Below are 937 nucleotides of genomic sequence, written 5' to 3' on the forward strand. Positions count from 1 at the left end.
CACCCGAGACTCAGTGAAATTGAAATCGCAGTGAAGATGCTGCGTACCCGCGGCTAGACGGAAAGACCCCGTGAACCTTTACTACAGCTTGGCACTGAACATTGAACCTACATGTGTAGGATAGGTGGGAGGCTTTGAAACCATGTCGCTAGATATGGTGGAGCCGTCCTTGAAATACCACCCTTGTAGTTTTGATGTTCTAACGTCGCCCCGTTATCCGGGGTGCGGACAGTGCCTGGTGGGTAGTTTGACTGGGGCGGTCTCCTCCCAAAGCGTAACGGAGGAGCACGAAGGTGGGCTAATCACGGTCGGACATCGTGAGGTTAGTGCAATGGCATAAGCCCGCTTGACTGCGAGAATGACAATTCGAGCAGGTGCGAAAGCAGGTCATAGTGATCCGGTGGTTCTGAATGGAAGGGCCATCGCTCAACGGATAAAAGGTACTCCGGGGATAACAGGCTGATACCGCCCAAGAGTTCATATCGACGGCGGTGTTTGGCACCTCGATGTCGGCTCATCACATCCTGGGGCTGAAGTCGGTCCCAAGGGTATGGCTGTTCGCCATTTAAAGTGGTACGCGAGCTGGGTTTAGAACGTCGTGAGACAGTTCGGTCCCTATCTGCCGTGGGCGTTGGATGATTGAGAGGGGCTGCTCCTAGTACGAGAGGACCGGAGTGGACGAACCTCTGGTGTTCGGGTTGTGTCGCCAGACGCATTGCCCGGTAGCTAAGTTCGGAATCGATAACCGCTGAAAGCATCTAAGCGGGAAGCGAGCCTCGAGATGAGTCATCCCTGAACCTATAAGGTTCCTAAAGGGTTGTTGAAGACTACGACGTAGATAGGCAGGGTGTGTAAGCGCTGTGAGGCGTTGAGCTAACCTGTACTAATTGCCCGTGAGGCTTAACCATACAACACCCAAGGGGTTTTTACGGACTCC

1 rRNA gene is annotated in these 937 nt (G+C 53.7%); it reads left to right on the forward strand.

The features are described 5' to 3' along the window. Window positions 1–908, forward strand: a 23S ribosomal RNA gene (locus ACVA53_RS24965); the annotation flags it as partial. Window positions 909–937: the final 29 nt, after the last annotated feature.

The organism is Photobacterium sp. DNB23_23_1, assembly GCF_052873815.1.